The following is a 17,883-nucleotide window of genomic DNA, read 5'->3' on the forward strand; positions in this document are numbered from 1 at the left end:
GCTGGGTTCACGTGTGGCTGGGCATGCTGGCAAACCCGGAGGGTTTCAAGACTTTAGCCGCGGGTAAGCGAGCCCAGCGAGCGCCACCCGTGGTGAGCCACCCAGAGCTAATGATCTACCGAAGGTAGAAAGGAATCGTTAGCGGACGTTAGGCTTTTCGTTATCACCCTGCGTAGCCGTCTGCTGGACACAGGTAAATAACCCGCGGTACTCAGCTGGCTCGTCGCCTCCATTGATCATGACCGCGGTAGCCTTTCCAGCTGGGAGCTGCTGCTGGGCTACAAATTTCATAAACGCACCATCAGTGCCGTAGCTATTACCAAAGGCTGCTAACACCACAACCTGCTTGCCTGGATTCGCCGCTTCTACCTCAGCAACAATTTCCTTAAGCTTAGTTGTTTTTCCCTCCGCCCAAGTCACCGGATAGATAATCTCTTCACTCAGCACACCGTCATTTATTTTCAGTTTGATGCCGTTCATCCGCGATCTATCAATTGGTAGAGTCTCAGCAGAAGCCGTGACAAATACATCAGCGCTCGCAGAAATAACGTGGTTCTTTATGCCTAAGCTCTCCAGATGGTTCATCATTTCCATAGACGAGCTAAAATAATGTGGGCTCATCTGCTCGCGGAAATGTCGTGCGCATAAATCTTCAAGCTTAGCGGTATCAGCTCCCCACATCATCTGCGCAATGAATGGGTAGGCTAACCACTCACTGATAGTGTGCTCCATATGGCGGTAGTCTTTCCAGAATCTATCAAATCCACCATCCACAGGATAAATCTTCGAGTGGCCAGATTCTATCACCAGCTGAGCAAGGCCTTGATAGATCACTGTGCCATCATCAACGAGCCCTTCTGAACAGTCACCATGTAAAATGGTACCGTCAAAATCCCAAAAGGCTAAAAATATATACGAATCTTCTCCAGCTGGACCAGCTTGCTCCATCACTAACTGGCGGTTATTTTCAATTTCTGAGAGAATTTGAGTGGTGTGATCTTCTCCAGCTGTAACTGTCTTGCAGACTAGCAGAGTGAATACAAGTGATGCTATATTGGCTAGGATTTTCATGAATGCAGATGTGATAAATTAACGATTGATTGGTATGAGTTAGCTGGAAATAGAATGAATTCTCAGCTGTGTATAGACTTTACGTGTGACGATAGTGTTAGCTTTTTTTTGAATAGCTGCCGATATTAACGGACTAAATCCATTAGATCTGATCATTCGTTTATATTGCAAATAAGCACGTTTGTATCTGATGCGCGATCAAGCAATTGTAAGAGTTATCCAGCAGATCGATTAAGTAGTGTGTCTAATTAAAACTAAAACGTTCAGGAACGAACATTTAGTCAGTTCAAGATATTGTATTGTTCAGCACAATCATACTGCTTCAATAGCGCTAATAGTCTATTTCATCAGATTAATCACCCGGATCTATGTTCCTCCAGTTAGACTGAATATATTAACAAATACATTACACATATGGAAAAACATAATGACGCAAACATCTTGCGAGCTGGGCGTCCGCTTAGTCAGCTGAGAACGATAGTCGGCTCAGCTATAATTTTAGCCAATTCGGTAGCATTTGGGCAAATTAGCTATTTTGAGGACTTTAACAAAGCTGGCCAGCCATCCGCGCCAAATGGCCTGAGGTGGACCTTCACTGATCAAATGCTGCCTGGTCGTACCTGGAATGATTTTGTGCCAGGTGACGGTTACGCTCACATCACCTTTGATGCTGATTCTAGCAATGATACGCCGGGCAAATCTCAACCGTTCCAAGATATTGCCGTGAAGTCTGTGGGACCGGGTCACCGGTTAGAAATGTGTGCTAAAGGAGCTGCCGTTGTTGGGGTTGGTGGCTTCATTTTCACCTACATTGAAGATTATCCATACAGCGGCCCTTATACGGGGGTGGATGAAATCGACATCGAGGTGGTGCCGGTTGATACTAGAGGTACAGACACACCTAACCATCCTATTCTACCATCGGAAAATGGCTGGACGGATGCTCGCTTTAATACCTGGGCAAACTCAGACCCTGATGACGGCTTCAAGCCAGTTAAGAGTATCAAAACGTCTATCGTCGATATTGATGGCAACCGAGTCTCACACATGGATGATGAGTTTCACGTCTATACCATCGAGTGGCAAAATTACCCAGACGGCCCAACTGGTGACGGTCGTGACGGACTTGTAGTATTTTATATTGATGGTGTTAGACAAGCTACCATTACCTACCCAGTGCCTGAATCTCCCGCGAACCTCATCTACGGTGTGCGCCAAATGCCATCTTGGACGGGTAACCTCGACTTTGAAGGGACCAAAACCATGTTGATTGACTGGATTAGTATCGAGCCAATTGATGACGACTCACCAAATGCAATTACTGATAGCTATGATGTAGCTGGTGGAATCGTTGTTGGAGCTTCTAAGGGTGTGCTCAGTAATGACATCGGAGATAACCTGCAGGCCAAGCTGATCAATCCACCAAAATACGGTACCCTGCAATTGAATGCTGATGGCTCATTTACCTACACAGCAATGGGCGGGTTCACCGGTCGCGATCAATTTATCTACAATGCCACTAACGGCAAAGCAACAGGTACCACAAACTCAGCTGTGGTGACTCTTAACGTTACTGATACTGTGGGCGTAGGTGCTGTGGATGATGTCTACAGTGTGAAGGCGAATGGTGTGCTGGAAGTTGATTTCCCTGGTGTGTTAGAAAATGATCACGGTGTGGGACTCAGTGTAACTGGCAATACAAAAACTTCTAACGGCATATTGAATATCAGCCCAGAAGGTGGCTTTAAATACACACCTAACTACGGGTTCTCTGGCGAAGATAGCTTCAGCTACACCATCACAGGTGGTGAAAATAATTCAGACACAGCGACGGTGAAGATTCTTGTATCTGAAGGTTCTAGCAGTACTGTGGAATCCTATGCCTATTACCAACTGAATGAGACGAGCGGTACTCTAGCTGCAGATAGTAGCGGAAATAATAGACACGCAACAGTAGTCAATCGCAACTGGACTGATGGAAAATACGGCGGCGGTATGGCCTTTACCAATACAAGTCAGTTACTAATTGATAGAAATAACATCTCATCTAACTGGAGTTTCTCTGCCTGGGTTAAGGCATCGAATAACTTCTCCCAGCACGAATACTTAGCCTACAGTCCAACACATACGCTGAACCTACGCAACTGGGATAAAGGCAATATCGCCTACGGCGAAAAGAATAAGACTGACTATGAATTTACAACTGCATTAACGAGAAACCAATGGCAACACCTTACCTTTACGGGAAGCGGTAAAACGGTGACTTTGTACGTCAATGGCGAGAATAAAGGATCTATCCAAACTTCTGGCACATCGATGATGCCAATGACCAGCATTGGTAATGGTACTGATGGAGAATCATTTGGTATGATTAACAGCATCGTTGACGAAATTGGCATCTACAATAAGACACTAACAGCGGATGAGGTTAAGACGATCTTTGAGAATACCAAACCATCATTGATAGATGATTGGAAAAACCAGCACTTCACATCAAGTGATCTGCAAGATCCAAATGTTTCAGGGAACTTCGCGACTCCTCGTGGTGATGGTCTAGCAAACGTGCTGAAATACGCACTCGGATTGGATCCAAAATCACATCACAAACAGGCCTTCTCAATGGACTTAGGTGGTAACAAGAAGCCAGTGATTGGCTTTAACTATGACCCACAGCGTAGCGATGTAGATATTATTCTAGAAACATCATCTGACCTAAAGAGCTGGCAGACAGCTGGTCAGAGTGTCCAAGGTAGTGCCTTTGCTCCAGTTAATGGTAAAGCGACTGTCATTCATAACAACCGTGAGCTCAGCCCGAATATTCAGCTCGAGCTGAATGATACAGCTGAAAGCAAAAACTTCGTCCGCATCCGTGTGGACGCGAATGAAGAGTAACTTGCTCTGAGATAGCAAGATTCATAGCGTTTCGGGTTGGTTTCGACCCAGCCCGAAACAACAGGTATTTTTAATTCCATGTGAAATGCCTGAACACGAAGCCTAGTTAGACAGCAGTCTAACTAGGCTTTTTGGGTATACAATCAGACTGGATATTCGCTCATTAGATGTAGAAGTTAGATAGCGCTTGAGTCGAATCACCTCCGAGGAAGTTAGTTTTTTTTGCGACTATTTCAAAATCAGAAATCACGATGCTAGTTAGTGATTTTTGTTCATGTGATAACAGGTGCGTTCATATCTGGTGGAGATTCAATCACTTGTAAATTGGCTGCCTGACTGTAGGTGATAGCGGGTTTTAAACTTAGCTAAACCGTTAAAGAACGAACATTTACCACGCTTTATATATTGAGTTGTTTAGCTTCTCGAAGGCTGTTTCAATAATACAAATAGTCTATTTCATTAGATTGATTACCCAGATCTATGTTCCTCCAGTTAGACTCAATATATTAGCAAATACATTACACATATGGAAAAACATAATGACGCGGATATCTTGCGAGCTGGGCGTCCGCTTAACCAGCTGAGAACGATCGTGGGCTCAGCTATAATTTTAGCCAATTCGTTAGCCTATGGGCAAGTGACCTATTTTGAGGACTTTGCAGCCACTGGTAAACCATCAGCGCCTCAGGGCCTAAAGTGGTCTTTCACCGACCAGATGCTGCCTGGACAAACATGGAATGATTTTGTGCCAGGTGATGGTTATGCTCATATTACTTTTGATGCAGACCCTAGCAATGATACCCAGAATAAGCCTAACGGTCAGAAAATCACCCAGCCATTCCAGATGATCCATGTGGATGAAGTTGGACCGGGGCATCGATTAGAAATGTGTGCTAAGGGGGCTGCTGTAGTAGGTGTAGGCGGATTTATTTTCACCTACTTTGAAGATTACCCCTATAGCGATTCTGACAAAGGTGTGGATGAAATCGACATCGAGATAGTACCGGTAGATACTCAAGGTACAGACACACCTAACCACCCAATTTTACCTTCAGAAAATGGTTGGACTGATGTTCGCTATAACACTTGGGCCAACGCAGATCCGGATAACAACTATAAGCCATATACCTACAAAAAAGGGTCTATCCTAGATATGGACGGTAATCGCGTCTCACACATGGATGATGAGTTTCACGTTTATACCATTGAGTGGCAAAATTACCCAAATGGCCCTACTGGCGATGGTCGCGATGGCCTTGTGGTTTTCTACATTGATGGGGTGAAGCAATCGACCATCACCTACCCTGTGCCTGAGTCATCTGCTCAGATTCTCTACGGAGTTCGCCAGATGCCAGCGTGGACTGGTGACCTTAATTTCCAAGGAACAAAGACTATGTTAGTTGACTGGATTAATATTCAACCTATTGATGATAATTCTCCAAATGCCATTGCTGATAGATATGACGTTGCTGGTGAGTTAGTGGTTAGCGCTGCTAGAGGTGTGCTCAGCAATGACATAGGAAATAATTTGCAGGCAAATCTCATCACCCCGCCAAAATACGGCACAGTGACATTAAATGCCGACGGCTCATTTACCTACAGGGCGATGGGGGGATTCACTGGTCGTGATAAATTTATCTATAACGCCAGTAATGGCTCCGTGACCGGCTCTACCAATGCGGCAGTCGTTACTCTGAACGTTACCGAATCTGTCGGCGTAGGTGCTGTGGATGACGTGTACAGCGTGCAGGCGAATGGCGAATTGCAAGTTGATGCACCAGGTGTGCTAGAAAATGATCACGGTGTTGGCATCAGCATCACAGGAAATACCAATACGTCTAACGGTATCTTAACGATTGCCTCAGATGGTGGGTTTAAATACACACCTAACTACGGGTTTATTGGTGAGGATAGCTTCAGCTATACCATAAAGGGGAGTGATAACGAAGTTGATACAGCAACAGTCAAGTTTACTGTGGTGGAAGGATCTAGCAACACAGTTGGTGCTTATGCTTATTATAAATTAAATGAGACTAGCGGAAAACAAGCTACAGACAGCAGTGGGAACAATAGACACGCAACAGTGGTCAATGGGAGCTGGACCGATGGTAAATACGATGGCGCTATGGCCTTCACCAATACCAGCCAGCTATTACTCAACAGCTCTAACATCTCGTCTAACTGGAGTTTTGCAGCTTGGGTAAAGGCATCGAATAACTATAGCGCGCACGAGTATTTGGCGTATAGCCCAACACATACGCTGAACCTTCGCAATTGGGAAAACGGTAATATCGCCTACGGAGAGAAAGGTAAGACTGACTATGAGTTCGCAAGTTCGTTAACTAGAAACCAATGGCAGCACCTAACATTCACTGGTAATGGAAAAACGGTTACCTTGTATGTTGATGGCGTAAATAGAGGATCTATCCAAACCGCCGCGACTTCTAGCATGCCGATGACTAGCATTGGTAATGGCACTGATGGAGAGACTTTTGGCATGATAAACAGCGTGGTTGATGAAATCGCTATTTACAACAAGACACTAACATCTGATGAGATTAAGGCTATTTTTGAGAACACCAAACCATCATTGATAGATGATTGGAAAAACCAGCACTTCACATCAAGTGACCTGCAAGATCCAAATGTTTCAGGAAACTTTGCGAACCCTAGCAGAGATGGTCTAGCTAACTTGCTTAAATACGCACTGGGCCTAGATCCAAAATCATATCACAAACAGGCCTTCTCAATGGACTTAGGTGCTAATAAGAAGCCATTGATCGGCTTCAACTATGACCCACAGCGGAGCGATGTAGATATCATTCTAGAAACATCATCTGACCTAACGAACTGGCAGACCGCGGGTCAGAGTATTCAGGGCAATGCCTTTACTCCAGTGGATGGTAAAGCGACGGTGATCCATAACAACCGCGAGCTCAGTCCTAATCTCCAGCTTGAGCTGAATGATACCGCTGAAAGCAAAAACTTCGTTCGTATCCGTGTGGACTCAAACGAATAGTAGCTTGTTCATCGCATAGTCAGATGACTCGCGTTGCGGGTTGGGATCCAGGCTGCCCGAAATTAAAGCTATTTTAGATCATTCTCAGCCATGAATGGTGAGCCAAGTTAGATGATGTCTAACTTGGCTCTTTTGTTGTCTGCAGGTATCTGCAGCGTAGATGTTTACCAAGGCGCATTGTCAGACCAGTTTTTCTGAAGAGCTGCGAACTTTTACAAAGTTAGATATATTCAGTTGTTTCTTGATGCGGGAATGCTTCACTAATGAAAATATCAATTTCACATCAGGGATCGATTGTGCTCAGTTAGATCTCACTGATAATTTAATACATTAAAATATATGGAAAAACATCAAGAAGAGATGGCTAGCTTAGTAGGACGTCCGTTGGGCAAGTTTCGAATGATTGCCTATTCGGCACTGATATTGGCCAACACGGTGGCCTTTTCACAGGCGGCAGATATAAGAACTTGGATCGTGTCTGGGCAGTCTAATGCTCAGGGTTATGGCATTACTTCTTCACCAGTTAAGAAGTTAGCTCCAAGTGCGACTCTGGGCGACATTGGCCGCTCAGATTTAAACGTCACCCACGAGAATGTTAGGTTTTACCACGGAGCTAGTGATGGCAATACTGTAGCCAAATCAGCTGGTTTGGACATGGCGCCAAAAGACCTTTGGCATGCCATGCTTCCCTACGAAGGACTTTGTTATGATTGGGGCAGTGGCTTTGGTAGTGAAAGTGGCCGACGGTTTGGTCCAGAGCTATCATTTGGGGCTAAGGTGCAGCAGCATCTAGGTGAGGAAATTGCCATCATCAAATATGCCCGTGGCGGCACCTCCATTGCACCCAGTACTAAAAAGCAGCTAAGCGATGGCTCCTATAATGACTTTGTTCCAGATAGTAAAAGACCTAATCAATATCAAAACTTATTCAGAACCTTGGAGGGTGCGGTACAATCGCTGGCTGATGGGGACAGGCTGATTATTGAAGGGGTAATCTGGATGCAAGGGGAAGCCGACGCTAAGGCTGCGAACGCTGCACAATATGAAGCCAACCTCACGGAGTTCATTAGTGAGTTTCGCAAAGATCTAGCAGGCATCGCTAGAAAACATCCAACAAAGCTTAGAGCTAGCGGAAAATGGCAGGATACACGTTTTTATATAGGCTTGATAGCTTCTAGTAGTAGCCATGGTAAAAAGGTGCGCAGCGCGATGCAATCGGTGGCTGATAGATCGCGATTTATTCAAACTGTAGATGCAAAAAATGGCATCTCAAAGATGACTAAAGACGACTGGAGTGAAGCTGGCATCCACTACGATACAAAAGGGCAAGTCACCCTAGGTGAGCGTTTTGCAGATGCCGTTATCTCTAACGTAGATTAGATTGATAGGTAGTGGATCCATGTTTTGCGGCATATCTACCCACGCCAGACGACAGCACATAGGCGATTGATTCCACTACTGGAATTCTGATAAATTTCTTACGCTTCGGCTGGACTCCCTGTTTGTATATGAGATAGTTTTTTACTAGTCACAAAAATAATTATCCACCATGCGCAAAATTTATTTATCTTACTTACTGTTATCAAGCAGCTTAGGGGCCAGTGAATGGCAGGCCAAGGACATCTATCACGACGGCTGGATTGATTTTAATAAAAACGGCCAGCGCGATGTTTATGAAGACAGCAAAGCTAGTGAAGAGGCGCGTATCGCCGATCTTCTCAGCCAGATGACGGTAGAGGAGAAAACCTGTCAGCTAGCGACTTTGTATGGCTTCCGACGTGTGCTTAAAGATCCTTTGCCAACCAATAAATGGAGTGAGCAAGTCTGGAAGGATGGCATCGCCAATATCGACGAACATTGTAATGGTGTGCGTGGCTTCGTCGACGGCATCAATAGTAAACCCGCTGAAAACGCACTTAGTTTAAACCTAACACAGCAGTTCTTTGTTGAAAATACACGGCTGGGAATTCCGGTTGATTTTTCTAACGAAGGTATCCGAGGTCTTTGTGCTAACAATGCTACAAACTTTCCAGCCAACATCGCCATGGGCTCAACATGGAACCCAGATTTGATGTACGAGATGGCTAAGGTGATTGGCTCGGAGGCAAAGGCATTAGGTTATACTAACATATACGCTCCGATATTGGATATTGCACGCGATCCTCGTTGGGGACGTGTGGTAGAATGTTATGGTGAAGATCCTTATCATGTTGGATCCATGGGGCTGCAAGTTGTCAAAGGCATCCAAGATCAGGGACCCGCGGCTACGATGAAGCACTTTGCTGTCTACAGCGTGCCCAAGGGCGGGCGTGATGGTGGTTGCCGCACAGACCCGCATGTAGCGCCTCGGGAGATGCAACAGATGTACCTTGCTCCGTTCCGTCGTGCTGTGGTGGAAGGTGGAGCTCTGGGAGCAATGAGCTCTTATAATGATTACGATGGCATTCCGGTAACCATGTCGAAGTATTTTCTACGCGACATTTTGCGTGATGATTGGGGGTTTCAGGGATATATTGTTAGTGATAGTAATGCGGTGAAATTTGTATCTAGCAAACACAAAGTAGCTGAGGATTACCGAGGAGCAGTTAAGGAATGTGTTAATGGCGGGATGAATGTGCGCACGAACTTCAGTCCTCCTAGCAAGTATATCGATCCATTGCGTGATCTCATCGCAGCGGGTGAGTTGAGCATGGACACCATTGACTCTTTAGTGGCTGATGTGCTGCGGGTGAAATTTAGGGTGGGTTTATTTGATCAACCTTATGTGAGTGATCCATCTCTAGCAGATAAGGTAGTGGCCAATGAGAATCATCAAGCTCTGTCACTGCGAGCTTCACGCGAATCCATTGTATTGCTGAAAAATGATAAAAGCTTCCTCCCCTTGCAGCGTGATGGACTCAAAAAATTGGCGGTTATTGGCCCTAATGCTGACCATACGAGTGCATTAACCAGCCGCTACGGACCATCTAACGTCGATGACGGAGTGATTTCTGTGTATAAGGGCTTATCCAATCTGCTAGGTAGCGACGTCGAGGTGAAGTATGTTGAGGGCTGTGAGCTAGCGAGTAAAAAATGGCCTGGCATTGAGCTAGTTTATGAAGATCCAGATGCGGCGGAGCAGAAGATGATAGATGAGGCTGTCGCTCTAGCTGCTGAAAGTGATGTAGCCGTTGTCGTTGTTGGTGATAGTCATAAAACCGTTGGCGAAAGTGTCAGTAGAACCAGCTTAGGTCTACCCGGCTACCAACAACAACTGGTTGAAGCCGTCTATGCAGCCAACCCAAAAACCATTGTGGTTTTGGTCACTGGGCGACCAGCCACGATCAACTGGATTGATAGAAATTGTCCAGCGGTGGTGCAGGCCTTTTTTGGTGGTAGTTATGCGGGCCAAGCGGTTGCCGAGGTCTTGTTTGGTGACTACAACCCAGGGGGGAAACTTTCCGTCACCTTCCCACGGCATGTTGGACAAGTTCCGTATAATTTCCCAAAGAAACCTGGCTCACAGGCAGAACAGGGTAAGGGTGATGACCCTAACGGTAGTGGGAAATCCAGAGTGATAGGCGCGTTGTACGACTTTGGTTATGGCCTTAGTTATACTGACTTTGCCCTCAGTGACCTGAAACTATCAGCCGCTAACATTGCCGCTGGAGATGAAATTACAGTCACTGGTACAGTGGAAAATACAGGCAAGCGAGCTGGTGATGAAGTGGTTCAGCTTTACCTCAAAGATAATATCAGCTCGGTGATTCGCTACGAAATGGAGCTGCGCGGGTTCCAGCGCATCCACCTCAAACCCGGTGAAAAACGCCAAGTTAGCTTCACGCTCAAGGCTGATGACATGTCATTTCTCGATAGAGAGATGCAGCGCATTGTTGAGCCGGGTGACTTCACCGTCTATCTAGGAAACTCATCCACCAACTTACCTCTGAGCACTCAGTTCACCGTGAAATAGCTTAAAAGCTCAGCTGTTGGGGATGATATGGATTTCTCGCATATCCTCTAGCAGCTGATTCATGCGCTCGTCGATTTCAGCTGGCAGTGATCCATCATCCTGCCAGCTGGAGCTTTCTACATAGAGGAAGCGTGGCACAATAATACTGCGAAAATCTAGCATGAGATGGTTAGCCATGCCCATGACCGACATGTAGCTAGAGCTACCACCAGCGGCGCAGATGAAACTAACTACTTTTTTGCTGAATGTTTGGCCTAGTAGTTCGATGATATTTTTTGCTGCCGCATTGACGTCATAACAATAGATAGGCACGGCAAAGACGATGTGGCTGGCTTTCTCAACGGCGGCTTTGAGTTTTGCCGCGTCAGCAGATTCCCAGCTGGCAGCACTGCCAGCAAAGGGTAATTCCAGCTGGCGCAGATCGATCAACTCTGTTGGGATTTTTGCGAGTTCAGCTCGTGAGGCAAACTCTCTAGCTAGAACCTGAGACTTGGATTCTTCATTCAGGCTGGTGGCGATGATACAGATGGATTGCATGTTCTTTTGGTTATTTAGGGTAGCTAACTGCTTCTTTGGTTTCAGCTGGGTGTGATGGTTCTGCAGTTTTTACAGAGTCAATATTTCTAGATTTGAGGTGCAGAGCAAAAGCGTCCACTCCACGTTCATCCCAAACAATCTTCCAGCTAGGCCATTTTTCAGCGATGTCTTCTAAGAAACCAGTTATGTCTTCTTCTAGCAATTTATTAATAGCTGGATCAGCCTCTACAAGTTCATCGGGCTCCTCGTCATCGAAAAATTCACCAGCGTCAAATGGCATTCCAAACGCAATGGCTAACTTCTGATCATAGTCTATTAGGTAGCCACCCTCTGCAAATGCCCAATCCATCAACTCGTTAGTTTCTTCATAAAGCTCAATAGCTTTAGCTGCAGCTAGTTCGCCACTACTGAATTCATAGGCTGCTGAACCTCCCGCCCACTGGTCTTCATAAGCAGTGGCTTTTCCTTCTTTAATGATAACAAAATTTGCACGATGTCCCATAATTGATAGATATATTTATTATTCGCTGAACATCAGACAAGTGTAAAAATGATAGGATTATGAATATCTAGCAAACTCTCTAGCTAGAACCTGAGACTTGGATTCTTCATTCAGGCTGGTGGCGATGATACAGATGGATTGCATGTCATTCGGTGATGTTATTAATACTTGGCTAATTTGTTGGGAATGTTAAACACAAGTATGGATCCGAAGGTTGAAAATACAATCATCAAGATGGTGATGAAGGGTAAGGAAGACTCCGAAATCTACAGAGTGCTGGAAAAGCAGGGGGTGACGAGTCGCATCCCTTCATTTCTAATTGCTGAAAAAATTAGAGAAGCTCACCGCGGCAGAATGGCGATGGGAGTTGGAAGGGCTAACAATAATGGATTGGTTCGCATTGTTGGTATTGTGGCTATCCTTATAGGGGTGTCAGGTCTCATAGCTATACCGATGATAACCGGGTTTTCTTCAAACCGCTTAGTGTTATATTCCGCCTTTGCGATTATCATTGGGGTGATCTTGGTCATCAAACCCCATATTAGCTCTAGCCGATTGAAGTAGCGCGATAGCCTTCGCTGAAAGACCTCTACCAGTTTGCGATTATAGACTCTATGGTGGCCACGAGCTGGCTGCATTTTTGCGTATCAGATGCGTCTGGGTGTGGAGGGGCAAATTGTCTAGCATCGTTGTCGTAGTATTGGCCAGAAGCAGAGGCAAACTCATCGTCTAGGGCGGCGCGAGTGAGGATGTCGGCACCGATTTTCAGGTCACTGCCAGCGATGCCGTAGGCGGCTTTGACCATTTTGCTAGCGAGCAACGAGCCTGGGTTGACCGCAATCAATGCGGGGCCAGAATCTAGCTGGCTGGCGAGCTGGAATGTCCACATGGTTAGGGCGAGCTTGCTTTGTGCGTAAGCGGCGTTGTCTCCGAGCTGCTCATCACCTGTTAAAGCGGCGAGATCGACTGGCATTTGCGCTGCTGACGATAGATTGATCACCCGGCTGGATTTACCCAGTAGCGGCATGAGCCCTTTAGTGAGCATGTAGGGGGCAATGGTATTGACCATGAATCGGGCATCGAGTCCCTCTGCCGTGGTGGTTTGCGGGATTTTGAATACACCTGCGTTGTTGATGATGACATCCAGCTGGTCGTGATTGTTAGTGATTGATTGAGCTAAGGCTTCCACTTCAGCTGGCTGGGATAAATCTGCACAATACGACTCTAGCTGGCTGCCTGATGATGTGGCTTGTAGTTGCTCTATCAGCTTGTTTAGTTTGTCAGGATTTCTGCCATGAAGCAGTAGGTGATGACCGCGGGCGTTCAGCATTTTTGCGGTTTCGAAGCCAATGCCATCTGTGGCACCGGTGATGAGAATCTTTTTGCTCATAGTTTTGTGTAAGTTGGATGGATGATAAATGGGATGAGGGAATATAACAAAACCCTCATCCCATGGAATAACAGATTAACAATTGCTTGATGGCTTAATGGTCGATGACTACTTTGCCCATGCCTTGGCCGCTTTCTAGGCGAGCATAGGCGTCAGCTGCCTGCTCTAACGAAAAGTGGTTTTCATCCAGCACAGGGGTAAGTTTTCCAGCTTCGGCAATCTCAGCCAGACTGCGTAAAATCTCAGCGTGCTCTTCTCGTTTGTAGTTGTGCAGCATAGGGATGAGCATGAAGACGACATGTAGTGATAGGCCTTTGAAATGGACTGTGGTTAGGTCTATCTCACACATGGATACGGTGGAGGCTACGTGGCCATTGAGCGCGGCAGCTTCAAATGATTTGCTCATATTTTCTCCGCCCACTGAGTCAAAGACGATGTCGAATCCGTGGCCGTCTGTATGTTTGACTACGTATTCTTCGACGCTTTCAGTTTTGTAGTTGATGCCTGTGGCGCCTAACTTTTCGATCAATGCCAGCTGTCTATCACCACCACCAGTGGCGTAAACTTCTGCGCCAAAATGTTTGGCTAGCTGGATGGCAATGTGGCCAACACCTCCTGAGCCACCGTGAACGAGCACTTTCTGGCCAGCCTGAATGTTGGCTCTCATGAGTCCCTCGTAGGCGGTGATGCCAACTAGCGGAATGGCGGCGGCCTCACGTTGTGATAGATTTTTTGCTTTGTGAGAGAGCAGCTGAGCATCGGCAACGATGTACTCGGCGAGTGTGCCTGGTAGATCAGCGAGCCCGCCAGCGCAGCCATAAACTTCGTCGCCCACGGCATAGCCGCTAACACCTTCTCCAACAGCTTCTACCGTGCCGGCAAAGTCCATGCCGAGTAGCGCTGGAGTTTCTGGCGAGAGCGGGAGCTCGGAGCCCATTTGGCGGATCATGGTATCTACGGTATTGACGCTGGAGGCGGCTATTTTCACTAGGAGATGGCCAGCTTTGAGTTCTGGTTTAGCGACTTCGGTAGCGGTGAATTCAGCCTTTTCACCGTAGTTGTTTATCAGCATTGCGTTCATTATTTTTATATGGGTAGTGAGTTTGTTAGTCTTGGAGGAAACAGAGTTTGCAGTGATAGGTATCCATGTATTCTTTGATTTCATGGATCTTGTCACCTGATAGTTTGATGAGAAAGTGGTAGTGGTTGTTATAAATTTTCTGATTGGTCATTTTACCATAGCTTTCCATTTCCACAGCGATTCGATCACCTTCAATCGTCCAGCCAGTAGGTGTTAGCTGCAGGCCAGCTGGAATGGCTTGTTTGACGGTTAGGATGAGCTGGCCGACGGCAGCTTTGTCCATAGATCCAGTGACGGGCGGTTTAGCTTCGATGCCCATGACTCGCCAGATGACGTCCTCGCTGAGCAGCTCTAGCGCAGCGTCAACATTGGTCGCGCAAAAGTGTTGGAAAAAATCGATGACGATCTGTTTGGCTTCTTGTGAGTTCATGATTTGCTAGATGGTTTGATCCAGTCACGCTAGCTGGCTGAATATGCCAGAGCTGGGATATCCAGCCAGCTTGGTGATGAGGAAATAGTGCTTATTGGATTTCCTGCACGTTCATGACGAGGTCGTTCCAGTTGCGTTGGTTTTCCATGTCATGCTCGAGCCCTTGTTCATCGGCGATGGCAAAGCGCTTTACTGCTGGAGTTTTGCTAGTGGCCTGATAGAGCCAATAGGCTTCTGCTTTGAGTGCATCACTGATTGGCTGGTCGATAGATTCATAGACCATTTGTTTACAGGCATTGATAGATTCAGCTGGGAACTGGGCGATGCGCTGGGCTAGTTTGTCGACGTAGGGGCCGATTTCATCTGGCTCTAGCACTTTGTTTACGGTGCCGTAGGCTTCAGCTTCCTCAGCGGTGAAATCACGAGCGCTGAGGATGATCTCTAACGCGCGGCCAAGTCCAGTCTGGCGAGCCATACGCGACGCGCCGCCACCACATGGCAGGATGCCCATGCCTACTTCCATCTGCATGAACTTGAATTTGCCGCGAGCGGCGAAACGCATGTCGAGAGCCAGAGCGAGCTCGTGGCCACCACCGCGGGCAAATCCTTCCAGCTTGGCGATGGTTGCCTGTGGCACTTTGCTGATGCGTTCACACACGGCTTGCAGGTCTAGCAGCTGGGCTTCATCACGGGAGACGGCCTCGGTGGACATGTCTTTGAGCAGCTCGGTGTCGTAGTGGCAGACCCAGATTTCAGGGTTGGCAGATTGGAAAATGACCACTTTGGTTTCGCGGTCACGCTCGAGACGCATGGCTAGGCTATTGAGGTCAGCGAGCATTTCTTGGCCTTGGACGTTCACGGTGCCGTAATCAAAAGTAACGGTGAGGATGGCTCCGTCTTGGGTGACTTTGAATGTAGTATAGTTTTTGTAGTTCATGTTTGTATTTGTTGTTTGGTCGGTGATATTGAATGATATAGGCATTCCCAATTATTGGAAATTCCTTGTTTAAATCGAACTTATGAAGAAATCGAATAGCAGCCAATTCCAGCTAAGTAGCGACCTTCTCACCCTGAGGTCGTTGATTGCCGTAGTGGAAGAAGGTGGGTTTTCAGCGGCGGCAAAACGAGTGCACCGCACGCAGTCAGCCATCAGTGTGCAGATGGCGAAGCTGGAGGATGAGCTGGATGTGAAGCTGCTGGTACGGGGAAATCGATCGGTCACGCTGACGCCAGCTGGAGAAACATTTCTCAGCTACGCGCGGCGAATTATCCAGCTGGCTGACGAGGCGGTGCTGGCGGTGGGCAGCATGCATCAGGCTACGGTCTTGCGTGTGGGATTTGCCGAGTACTTGGCACCGCAGCACCTGCACAGTTTGATTGCACGATTTCGCCACAGCTATCCTAACTGTGATCTATCCTTGCAGTTAGGATCGGGCGCGCCGTTGATCGATTCGCTCTTTAATGGTGAGCTGGATATTGTTTTTGCTGGTCCGGAGGCGAGTGACGGTCAGACCCTGTGGGAAGAGCAGCTGGTGTGGACGGGAAAACCTGAGCTAGCTGCTGATGCTAGCAAGCCGCTAGAGCTGGTATTGATGCCATTTCCTTGTACTTATCGGCAGATCGTTTTTGACTCACTAACAAAAGCTGGTAGATCGTGGAATCTATCCGTAGAGGCGAACTCTGTGGAAGCGGTGCAGGCGGCGGTGCGCGCCGGTATTGGGCTAACGATTTTGCCAAAGTCAGCTATTCGTGAGCAGATGCCGCTGATAGAGGTGGGCTTGCCAGTTTTACCTAAAACAAGTGTGATGTACTATGTGCCGCCTAATGGTAGTAACCCCTATACACAATGTTTGGTGGACTACCTGCTAGAGAATGTAGAGGATGTGAAAAATAGCCATCTGGCTTAGGTTTGCTGCAGCACTTTGTCGATGTGGATGCGGGTGAGGTCACCCATGCTGGTGCAGTTGGTGAAGACATCGGTGTGGTGGATCTCGTTGAGCTGCTCGCTCAGGCTCTTGAGTTTGGCCGGCGGTGAGAGCTCGTCGCGCGCCATGATTTTCATCAAGGCGGTTAGCCTTTGGCTCTCGGTGGCTGCGCGGTTGATGGTCTGCATGCGTTCCTCACGCGCGTACTGTGAGATGGACGGGCGGTTGAGCTCGGTGAAGCTCAGCTTGGCGACGTCGCGGTTAGTGAGGCAGCGGTAGGCCATGTAGACGTGGCTGTTGCCCTCGTATGATTGTTGGTCGAAGTCGATAGGGCGCACACGATATTGGATTTCTTCGAAATCCGGGGTGATGTCGATGACGTAGTTGACCGAGCGCATGTCGCCTAACAATCTCAGGAAACATCGCTCATTGAATTTAACAAACTCTTTAGCAATACGCACACGGTTAGTATTTTCTCGTGGCAGGTATTCTTTGATGAAAACATTGCCGGGAACGCCAGCAATGTGGGATTCAATGAGTGTGTTAGCTTTGAGGATGTAGTGGATTTTGTTAGGTGAGAGAATGTGCTCTAACTCTAGCCCGTAGATTCGTGAGGCGTCGACGGCTTTGACGTAAAAGTAGTCTGAGTTATCGTTGAATTTGTTAGTGATGCGGACACGGAATGGTCTGGAGTTACCAAATTCACCGTAGTCGACGCGGTCAATGACGAGGTGGTCGGACATGATCATGTCGCCACCGATTTTGAGCTCAGCGTAGATGCGTTTGAGCTTTGGGTAGATTTCTTCGCGCACTTCATGCGGGTACATCACGGTTAGCCAGAGAGTCTCTTCGCCATCAGGGTTTTCGTAGGGCATGGCGCCGGTGAAGCGCAGCATGTCATCGTAGACGATAGGGATGTCGATGTAGCGGCGGTAGTGGGTGAGGTACTGGTAGAGTGATGGTGAGATAGGATAGCGCAGTTTACGCTTTGATATTTTCATGGCTGAAGTGGTTGCTGCCTGCAGTGTATCCTAGTGGGTGGTTTCTGAGAAGCGGTGAATCGGGGGGATTATTGTAGCTGGGT

Annotated in this window: 14 protein-coding genes; 6 read left to right on the forward strand and 8 right to left on the reverse strand. The window is 47.2% G+C overall.

Annotated elements, in window-relative coordinates:
- Positions 1-138 precede the first annotated feature (138 nt).
- Positions 139-1,071 carry an HAD family hydrolase gene (locus tag JIN82_RS12940; protein WP_200312076.1) on the reverse strand — a complete coding sequence of 311 codons (933 nt, stop codon included), beginning with the start codon at positions 1,069-1,071 and terminating at the stop codon, positions 139-141.
- A gap of 414 nt (positions 1,072-1,485) precedes the next feature.
- Here JIN82_RS12940 and JIN82_RS12945 point away from each other — a divergent pair, with 414 nt between their 5' ends.
- The 4 genes from JIN82_RS12945 to JIN82_RS12960 all read left to right on the forward strand — a co-directional run bounded on the left by JIN82_RS12945 (position 1,486) and on the right by JIN82_RS12960 (position 10,934).
- Positions 1,486-3,963, forward strand: a complete 2,478-nt coding sequence (locus JIN82_RS12945; protein ID WP_200312077.1) for an Ig-like domain-containing protein — start codon at positions 1,486-1,488, stop codon at positions 3,961-3,963.
- A 526-nt stretch (positions 3,964-4,489) separates the two neighbouring features.
- Positions 4,490-6,982 carry an Ig-like domain-containing protein gene (locus JIN82_RS12950; protein ID WP_200312078.1) on the forward strand — a complete coding sequence of 831 codons (2,493 nt, stop codon included), beginning with the start codon at positions 4,490-4,492 and terminating at the stop codon, positions 6,980-6,982.
- Between the two features lie 339 nt (positions 6,983-7,321).
- Entirely contained in the window at positions 7,322-8,362 is a 1,041-nt protein-coding gene (locus JIN82_RS12955; RefSeq protein ID WP_200312079.1) for a sialate O-acetylesterase, read from the forward strand.
- A 169-nt stretch (positions 8,363-8,531) separates the two neighbouring features.
- Entirely contained in the window at positions 8,532-10,934 is a 2,403-nt protein-coding gene (locus tag JIN82_RS12960; RefSeq protein WP_200312080.1) for a glycoside hydrolase family 3 N-terminal domain-containing protein, read from the forward strand.
- 9 nt (positions 10,935-10,943) lie between these two features.
- Here JIN82_RS12960 and JIN82_RS12965 read toward each other — a convergent pair whose 3' ends face one another.
- Complete coding sequence (locus tag JIN82_RS12965) at positions 10,944-11,471, reverse strand: NADPH-dependent FMN reductase (protein ID WP_200312081.1); 528 nt, start codon at positions 11,469-11,471, stop codon at positions 10,944-10,946.
- Positions 11,472-11,481: 10 nt separating this feature from the next.
- Positions 11,482-11,973 carry a hypothetical protein gene (locus JIN82_RS12970; protein ID WP_200312082.1) on the reverse strand — a complete coding sequence of 164 codons (492 nt, stop codon included), beginning with the start codon at positions 11,971-11,973 and terminating at the stop codon, positions 11,482-11,484.
- Between the two features lie 201 nt (positions 11,974-12,174).
- On the opposite strand from JIN82_RS12970, the gene JIN82_RS12975 reads away from it, so the two are divergent.
- Entirely contained in the window at positions 12,175-12,537 is a 363-nt protein-coding gene (locus tag JIN82_RS12975) for a hypothetical protein (protein WP_200312083.1), read from the forward strand.
- Between the two features lie 25 nt (positions 12,538-12,562).
- On the opposite strand, the gene JIN82_RS12980 is transcribed toward JIN82_RS12975, so the two are convergent.
- From JIN82_RS12980 to JIN82_RS12995, 4 genes are all read right to left on the reverse strand, one after another.
- Complete coding sequence (locus JIN82_RS12980; RefSeq protein ID WP_200312084.1) at positions 12,563-13,363, reverse strand: SDR family NAD(P)-dependent oxidoreductase; 801 nt, start codon at positions 13,361-13,363, stop codon at positions 12,563-12,565.
- 94 nt (positions 13,364-13,457) lie between these two features.
- Positions 13,458-14,444 carry a zinc-dependent alcohol dehydrogenase family protein gene (locus JIN82_RS12985; RefSeq protein WP_234042010.1) on the reverse strand — a complete coding sequence of 329 codons (987 nt, stop codon included), beginning with the start codon at positions 14,442-14,444 and terminating at the stop codon, positions 13,458-13,460.
- Between the two features lie 25 nt (positions 14,445-14,469).
- Complete coding sequence (locus tag JIN82_RS12990; protein WP_200312086.1) at positions 14,470-14,874, reverse strand: nuclear transport factor 2 family protein; 405 nt, start codon at positions 14,872-14,874, stop codon at positions 14,470-14,472.
- A gap of 91 nt (positions 14,875-14,965) precedes the next feature.
- Positions 14,966-15,811, reverse strand: coding sequence for an enoyl-CoA hydratase-related protein (locus tag JIN82_RS12995; RefSeq protein ID WP_200312087.1), 846 nt, complete (start codon positions 15,809-15,811; stop codon positions 14,966-14,968).
- Positions 15,812-15,893: 82 nt separating this feature from the next.
- On the opposite strand from JIN82_RS12995, the gene JIN82_RS13000 reads away from it, so the two are divergent.
- Complete coding sequence (locus tag JIN82_RS13000) at positions 15,894-16,781, forward strand: LysR family transcriptional regulator (RefSeq protein WP_200312088.1); 888 nt, start codon at positions 15,894-15,896, stop codon at positions 16,779-16,781.
- On the opposite strand, the gene JIN82_RS13005 is transcribed toward JIN82_RS13000, so the two are convergent.
- Positions 16,778-17,800, reverse strand: a complete 1,023-nt coding sequence (locus tag JIN82_RS13005) for a hypothetical protein (protein WP_200312089.1) — start codon at positions 17,798-17,800, stop codon at positions 16,778-16,780. The genes JIN82_RS13000 and JIN82_RS13005 overlap by 4 nt on opposite strands.
- Between the last annotated feature and the right edge of the window lie 83 nt (positions 17,801-17,883).

Origin of the sequence: Persicirhabdus sediminis (assembly GCF_016595495.1) — a bacterium.
Taxonomy (GTDB): domain Bacteria; phylum Verrucomicrobiota; class Verrucomicrobiia; order Verrucomicrobiales; family Akkermansiaceae; genus Persicirhabdus; species Persicirhabdus sediminis.